The organism is Paracoccus versutus (genome assembly GCF_000763885.1).
GTDB lineage: Bacteria > Pseudomonadota > Alphaproteobacteria > Rhodobacterales > Rhodobacteraceae > Paracoccus > Paracoccus versutus.
On the sequence record NZ_JRKO01000015.1, the window covers coordinates 93498 to 100677 of the forward strand.

Here is a 7180-nt window from a genome sequence, read left to right on the forward strand (position 1 = left end):
AGGTCTTTCGCGAAGGTTCCTCGCCAAGACGACATTGTTCCCGGCAAAGCGCGCCCCGCGCCGCAAGGGCTTGCAGGGGGATCTGCGTTTCGGTGACAGCCCTCGGCCGTAGCTGCGCTGTGGCTAGCTTTCGGGCGGAAGCAGGACGCTTCTGCGGGAACCTGACGGCGGGCCTGCGGCAGGCTATGCTGTTGGGAGGGCGTGATGAGCGCTGATCACGTCCGAGCCGGTGGCGAACCCGCGCCAGTTCCCGTGGCGGGCTTTCAAGGGCGGCCGGGTCGAGCGGCAGGGCGGGCTGGCACAGCACCGGCGCCAGCATCGCGGGCTCCAGCATCATCGACAGGGCGAAATTGCCGGTAAAGCACATGCCCACCGCGCCCACGCCAGGCCCGCCGCATTCCGCCTGCGCCAGCCGCGCCAGCGATCGCAGCCATGCCGTGACCGGGCTTGCCCCCTGTCCGGCCAGGGTGCGGAACGCAACCGCGGTGCAGGCGCGCCTGAAGATGCTTGCGCCGGCCTCAGCGGTGCGTTTGGCGCCGTCGACGCCGAACAGCGAGGGCAGCCAGACGGTGAAACCCGCATCGTGCAGCCAGCGGGCAAAGCGGACGACCTGTGGGCTGAGGCCGGGCATTTCCTGCATCACGGTCACCGCGGGCCCTTGCCCGCCGACATGGACCCGGCGGGTTTCGTCGGCGAGCGTGATGTCGCGCGGGGTGAAGTCGCCCATCCTGTCGTCGCGCATCCGCCCATCCTCAGCTTGCCCCGGCCGGCAGGCGGGCGGCGCTTCGGGGCATTGCGCGACGACGCGATAGCGGTCCTGCGACATCGGCGCGACCACCAGCGTGCCGCCGGCCGAGAAGAACAGCGTCACCTCGTCTTTCGGAATCGGCCAGCCCATCCGCACGTCGGCCAGCATGAACGAGCCATGGGTCTTGCCCGGAAAGGCGATGCCGGCCTGGTCGCGAACCGTGCTGTTCTGCCCGTCCGCGCCGACGGCGTAACGGGTCGCGATCCTGCGGCCATCGACCAGGGTCACGACCGCCCCGTCCGCCGCGGTCTCGATCCGCTCTGCCGCGGCGGGGCGCAGCACGCAATGGCCCAGACCGGCCAGCCGTTGGGTCAGGATGGCCTCGGTTTCGTCCTGCGGGATCATCAGCGCAAAGGGCAGCGCGTGGCGCAAGCTGCGGAAATCGGCACGCAGCAGCACCGGGTCGCGGTCGCTCGCAACTGATGGTGAACAATCATGGAGCAGATGGTCGCCCTGCGCGTATTCAGGACGGTGGAGCAGGGCTCCTTCACCGGGGCGGCACGCCCCTGCTGAAACTCTCGCCGGCCGCCGTCAGCAAGAATATCGGCGCGCTGGAGGGCCACCTGAACGTCCGGCTGCTGAGCCTGACCGAGGCGGGAGGGCGCTATTTCGAGCAGATCGCCCGGATCCTGGATGACCTTGACGAGGCCGACCGTTCGCTCGGCCCTTGTAGCGCCAGCCGAGCGGGCTGTTGCGTGTCAGCGCGCCGATGACCTTCACGCTCACCCGGCTTTCTGCGGCGCTATCCCGACCTGTCGCTCGACCTTCAGCTTGACGACAGGCGGGTCGATATCGTCAAGGAGGGCTTCGACCCGGCCATCCGCGGCAGCGACCGGCTAGAGGATTCAAGCCTGGTCGCCCGCCGGCTGATGACGCTGCGCCACGTCGTCTGCGCCTCGCCGGATCATTTCGCCCGTCACGGCGCGCCGCAGGATCTTGGGGCGCATGACTGCATCCAGTTCACCCTGTCGGGCCATGTCAGCGAATGGGAGTTTACCCGCGGGGCCGAGCGGATCAGGGTGCCGATCGACGGCCGCTACAAGGTAACGAGCGGCCTGGCGATCCGCGATGCCCTGCTTGCCGGTTTCGGGCTGAATCTCATTCCGCGCCAATATGTCGCCGATGACATCAGGGCCGGCCGCCTTGCTACTGCGCTCGACGACTGGACGCCGGTGCAGACCGCGATCTATGCGGTCTATCCTTCGCGCCGATACATCCTGCCGAAGGTGCGCGCCTTCGTCGCGTTCCTGGTCGAGGCCACCCGCGACGAGGCATAGCCGGCCGGGCAGGGCGCGGGGCCTATCGCATGGCCGGCCGTGGCCGATGCCGAGCGCATCCTGCGGGATGCCTGGCTGCGCTTGCCGGGCAGGATCTGGGGCGGCCATGCCTCGACCATCTCCGCGCCGCGCCGCGCGGATGCGATGCGAGGCACTTGCCGGCTGCCCGAGCCGCTGGTCCAGGACGCCCTCGCGGGGGTCGAGCAGCAGGACGTCGGCATCGCGCTGACCCTGACGCTCCACGGTCGCCCGATGCAGGTCTGACCGCTTGCATGGCCGTGGCCGTAACAAATCGGTCCCATGGGGCCGGCTTCCAGCCCATGGAAAGGATCGCGCCATCGAACCGTGGGATCAAACCGCTAGGGGGCCGAGACGGCGATGCCCCTTGGCCGCGCCCGCATGGAGACGACATCCAGGGCGAATCGCACCAGGTAGTCGTTCAGCTCCATCGAGGCAGAGGTCGCGGCCCCGGCATCGCCTTCGGCAATCGCCGTCAGGATGCGGCGGTGAAACGCCTTGCCGATGCCGATGTCCGCCGCCTCGTCCTGGATATGCATCACCCAGAAGCGCCGCGACAGCGCCTGGAGCGGGGTCATCAGCGCCTCGAGGTAGGGGTTATGGGCCGCCTGGATCACCAGCGCATGCGTTTGCCGCACCGTTTCGGCATAATCCTCGAGCGAGAACTCGCCCTCGAGCGACGCGGCAAGATCCCGCATCTGCTGCCGTTCGGCCTGGGTCGCGCGCTCGCAGGCCAGGGCGATCGCCAGCACCTCGGTGGCGCGGCGGACCTCCAGGGCGCTCAGCTGGTCCTCGACGGAAATGGCGGGGATCTCGATGCCGCGGCTGGGGTGGATGCGCAGCATCCGGCTTAGCGCAAGCCGCTGGATGGCCTCGCGGATCGGCGTGCGGCCAAATCCCGTCAGCTCCATCAGGCTGCGTTCGGACACCATCGATCCCGGCCTGAGTTCGCCGCGCTCGATCAATTGCTGAAGCACCGCCACGGCGCGATCCGACTGGTTGATCACCTGCTTTTCCCTGCAGCCACCCTGCGCGCCGTCATAGCGCAGGACGCGGGGCAGCGCAAAATATTCCCGGCCGCCTGTTGCCATGCAACCGATATATCGGTTATGTATCGATTCTGCCGAACCTTGAAAAGATGCCGGCCGCGTCTCACCGAACCCCACCGACCGAGAGAGCAAAGATGAAGTATTCGCCCCATTCCGAGCCCTGTCCGCTGCCCTTTTCGCCGTTCAAGAGCTGCACCGTGCCGCGGCCGATCGGCTGGATTTCAAGCGTCAGCCGCGACGGGATCGAGAACATCGCCCCCTACAGCCAGTGGCAGAACCTGACCTTCGATCCGCCCATGGTGATGTTCTCGGCCAACCGCTACCCGGACGGCCGCCGCAAGGACACGGTGGTCAATGCCGAGGAGATCGGCTGGTTCGTCTGGAACATGGCGACCTATGCCCTGCGCGAGGCGGTCAATATCAGCGCGATGGCCTTGCCCCCGCAGGAAAGCGAATGGGACCGGCTGGACGTCACCCGCGACTATGCCGACAACGCCCGCATCCCGATGGTGCGCGAAAGCCCCTGCAAGTTCGAATGCCGCCATATCGGCACGCATGTGCTGAAGGGACGCTCGACGGTGGGGACCATCGACGTGGTGTTCGCCCAGGTCGAGAAGATCCATATCGACGACCGCGTCATCCGCGCCGACGGCCGGCTCGACATCCAGGCGATCCAGCCGATCGCGCGCATGGGCTATTTCGACTATACCGTCGTCCGCGAGACGTTCGAGATGCGCGTGCCCGGCTCCGACGCCGATGCGCGCGCCGGCCTCGAAGGCCGGGCCGAAGCCGTCTGACGGCGCCGGCAGGAATCAGCACCAGACATATGGCAACACATCCGGGGAGGAGACCCATGCCTGCGTCAGAACATTCGACACTCGTCGCCGATTGCGCCAGCGGCGCCGGGCCGCGCAAGCTGCGCGATCTGGTCGCGGTGAACTTCGGCAATGCGCTGGAATGGTTCGACTGGACCATCTACACCATTTTCGCGCCCTATTTCGCGGTGCAGTTCTTTCCGTCCGAGGACCGGGCCGCGGCGCTTCTGGCGACATTGGCGATCTTCGCGGTCGGCTTCGTGACCCGCCCGATCGGCGGGCTGGTCTTCGGGCTTTATGCCGACCGCGTCGGGCGCAAGGCCAGCCTGACGCTGGCCATGCTGGTGACGGCCGGCGGCAGCATCGTCATCGCGCTGGCCCCGACCTTCGATTCCGTCGGCATCCTGGCCTCGATCATCCTGCTGGTGGCGCGGCTGGCGCAGGGCATGGCCCATGGCGGCGAGATGGGCACCTCGATCACCTATCTGGTCGAGCGGGCGCCCAGGCACCGGCGGGCGCTTTACGGCAGCACCTCGTGGGTCAGCGTGGTGATCGGCACCATGATCGCCACGCTTGCCGGGCTGGCGCTGACCAGCAATCTCGACCGGGCGGAAATCGAGGCCTGGGGCTGGCGCATTCCCTTTGCCCTTGGCGGCTTGCTGGGGGTCTATGGGCTTTACCTGCGCCGCAAGCTGACCGAGACGGAATCCTTCGAAAAGGGCCGGCGCGCGAAGACCCGCTCGGGGATCGAGCCGCTTCTGCGCAACTGGCGCGGCATCGCCGTCGTGTTCGGGCTTTCGGCGGGCGGGTCGATCATGTTCTACACCTGGCTGATCTACAGCCCGACCTTTGCGCAGATCGGTCGCGGGCTTGACGCGCGCTCGGCCTTCACCGCCAGCCTGGTCGCGCAATGCATCTTCCTCGTGGCGATTCCCCTGGTCGGCTGGCTGGCCGACAGATACGGGCGGCGGCTGTTCGTGGCGCTGTTCGGCGTCGGCTTCATCCTGCTGACGCTGCACCTGGACGGGCGGATCGACGACAGCTTCGGCGGGCTGCTTTCGGCGATGACCATCGCGCTCGTGCTGCTTGCCTGCCTGTTCGGCGTGAACACGGCCGTCTGGTCCGAGGTGTTCCCGACCGGCGTCCGGGCGACGGGCGTGGCCGGCCCCCTGTCGCTGGCGACCGCGATTTTCGGCGGGACCGCGCCCTATGTGAACACCTATCTTTCGCAGCAGGGCCATCATGGCTGGTTCCTATACTACCTGATGGCGGTGTCGGGGATCACCCTGCTCACGGCGATCCTGATGCCCGAGACCAGGGATCTCGACCTCGATCGCCCGGATACCGGCCGGCTGTCCTGACAGCAGGTCTGCAAGCTGCGCCGTGCGGCGGCGAGGGGGGCCTTTCCGGTCCCCTTTTTCACCTTGCTTGTGGGAGTCTCAGGATTTCCTCGTGCGTTTTGATTGCGTCCTCGATGTTTTCGAAGAGGATGAGGCCTGCGTTGTGCAGGACGGCGCCCATGGAGCACATGGAGCGGATCATCGGCATGGAATGGCTGACGACGATGGCCGAGGAGCGGGCCATGCGCTCGGCGAAGACGCGCTGGGACTTGGCGCGGAAATTGGCGTCGCCGACGCTGGTGACCTCGTCCACCAGGTAGGTGTCGAAATGGATGCCCATCGAGGTGCCCATCGCCAGCCGCGAGCGCATCCCCGAGGAATAGCTGCCGAAGGGCTGGTGGTAATGCTGGCCCAGCTCGGCGAAATCGGCGACGTAATCGACCAGCTCGTCGGTGTCCACGCCGTAGATCCGCGCCACGAAGCGCACGTTCTGCGCCCCGGTCAGCTCGGGGTGGAAACTGCCCGAAAACCCCACCGGCCAGGAAATCGTGCCGTCCGACAGCACCCGGCCCGCGGTGGGCAGCACGGTGCCGGCGATGATCCGCAAGAGCGTCGACTTGCCGGCGCCGTTGCGGCCCAGCAGCGCCACCGAGGCCCCGGTCGGGAACTCGGCGTTCAGGTTGTCCGCCACCAGCGTCTCGCGGCCCTTGAGCCGGTAGATCTTGGTCAGGTTCTCGAGCCGGATCATCGCGCTAGCGGCGGTCGCGGACGCTGTAATAGACCAGCACCAGGATCGACCAGCCGGCCAGCAGCATGCCGGTGATCATCGCCCAGAGCCAGGGCCGGTTCGGCTCGGTCGCGCTTTGCGCCACCTTGGGCTCGATATGGGCGGCCAGGTAGCGGGCCTGGCGCTGCGCCTCGGCCAGCGCCGTCTCATGGGCGATGCGGGCCGAGCGATAGGCGCCCTCGGCGAATTCGCGGTCCACGGCCAGCTTTTCGTATTCCGCCATCAGCTGGGCATAGCTTTCGCCGGCCGGGCCCTGGCCCTCGGCGCCGAACTTGGCCCGCTCGGCCTCGATCAGCCGGCGCAGCGCGTCGATCTTCTGCTGGGACTGGGTGACGCGGTGGTCGGTGGGCTGGGCATTGTCCAGAAGCAGGTCGTGGGCGACCAGCGCCTCGGCCAGCTGCGCCTGCAGCCCGCTCAGCACCCCCATCTGCCCGGCGAGGTCGGCCTCGGGGTCGACGATCTGCGAGCGCATGCGGAAGGCGGTCATCGCCTGGCGGGTCTCGGTCAGCTCGGCGCGGGCCTTGTCCAGCTCGGCCTTGGCCAGGCGGGTGGCGTCGTCCTGGGCGATGGTCGAGAGCGCGTTGATCTTGTCCGAGCTTTCCTGGAACACCGCGGCGGCGATCTCCTGCGCGTCCTGGGCGGTGAAGGCGCTGACCTTGAGCGTGATCAGCTGGGTGCCGCTGTCGTAGAGCACCTTGACCTGGCGCTGCCAGTAGTCGGTCAGCTCCTCGACATGGCCCTCGGGGTCGAAGGCGAAGACGAAGTCATGCGGCCAGGCGCGCGCGTAGCGGGCGCGCAGGTCGAGCCGGGCGTCGATCCTTTCGACCATGTCCTGGCTGCGGATGTATTCGTAGAGGATGTCGGTGTCCGAGGCGCTGCCGCCGGCGCTGGCCAGCGGCGCCAGCCCGCCCAGGAGGTCGATGGCGGGGGTGGATTGTTCCTTGCGCACCGAGAAGCCGACGGTCGAGACATACTGGTCCTCGGCGCGCAGCCAGAGATAGCCGGCCCAGAGGAGGCTCGGCAGCACCACCAGCGCCAGGAACGAGCCCAGGATCAGCCAGTGCCGGCGCCGCGGCTCGGCCATGC

The 7180-nt window shown here is 67.8% G+C and carries 8 protein-coding genes and 1 pseudogene; 5 read left to right on the forward strand and 4 right to left on the reverse strand.

The features are described from left to right. Positions 1–328: 328 nt before the first annotated feature. Positions 329–1207: pseudogene (locus IT40_RS30770) on the reverse strand (FAD-dependent monooxygenase); the annotation flags it as partial. 23 nt (positions 1208–1230) lie between these two features. On the opposite strand from IT40_RS30770, the gene IT40_RS29530 reads away from it, so the two are divergent. From IT40_RS29530 to IT40_RS08635, 3 genes are read left to right on the forward strand one after another with little or no spacing between them, the layout of a single operon-like run. Beyond that, on the forward strand, positions 1231–1521 hold the full coding sequence (locus IT40_RS29530; protein ID WP_208021346.1) for a LysR family transcriptional regulator: 291 nt from the start codon (positions 1231–1233) through the stop codon (positions 1519–1521). Positions 1522–1542: 21 nt separating this feature from the next. Beyond that, the gene (locus IT40_RS29535; RefSeq protein WP_208021351.1) at positions 1543–2085 is read left to right on the forward strand and encodes a substrate binding domain-containing protein; all 543 of its coding nucleotides are present in this window, start codon (positions 1543–1545) and stop codon (positions 2083–2085) included. A gap of 39 nt (positions 2086–2124) precedes the next feature. Further along, positions 2125–2349, forward strand: coding sequence for a hypothetical protein (locus IT40_RS08635; RefSeq protein WP_036753205.1), 225 nt, complete (start codon positions 2125–2127; stop codon positions 2347–2349). Between the two features lie 95 nt (positions 2350–2444). Here the strand turns inward: IT40_RS08635 and IT40_RS08640 are convergent, their stop codons facing one another. After that, entirely contained in the window at positions 2445–3110 is a 666-nt protein-coding gene (locus IT40_RS08640; protein WP_036753263.1) for a GntR family transcriptional regulator, read from the reverse strand. Between the two features lie 176 nt (positions 3111–3286). On the opposite strand from IT40_RS08640, the gene IT40_RS08645 reads away from it, so the two are divergent. Together IT40_RS08645 and IT40_RS08650 are read left to right on the forward strand one after the other, a co-directional pair. Continuing rightward, the gene (locus IT40_RS08645) at positions 3287–3949 is read left to right on the forward strand and encodes a flavin reductase family protein (protein ID WP_036753208.1); all 663 of its coding nucleotides are present in this window, start codon (positions 3287–3289) and stop codon (positions 3947–3949) included. A gap of 56 nt (positions 3950–4005) precedes the next feature. Next, positions 4006–5328, forward strand: a complete 1323-nt coding sequence (locus IT40_RS08650) for an MFS transporter (RefSeq protein ID WP_052095835.1) — start codon at positions 4006–4008, stop codon at positions 5326–5328. A gap of 58 nt (positions 5329–5386) precedes the next feature. Here the strand turns inward: IT40_RS08650 and IT40_RS08655 are convergent, their stop codons facing one another. Together IT40_RS08655 and IT40_RS29230 are read right to left on the reverse strand one after the other, a co-directional pair. Next, positions 5387–6055 (reverse strand): ABC transporter ATP-binding protein, encoded by a 669-nt coding sequence (locus IT40_RS08655; RefSeq protein WP_036753211.1) that lies wholly within the window; start codon positions 6053–6055, stop codon positions 5387–5389. Between the two features lie 4 nt (positions 6056–6059). Beyond that, positions 6060–7178 (reverse strand): KpsE/RkpR family capsule polysaccharide export protein, encoded by a 1119-nt coding sequence (locus IT40_RS29230; protein WP_036753214.1) that lies wholly within the window; start codon positions 7176–7178, stop codon positions 6060–6062. Positions 7179–7180 lie beyond the last annotated feature (2 nt).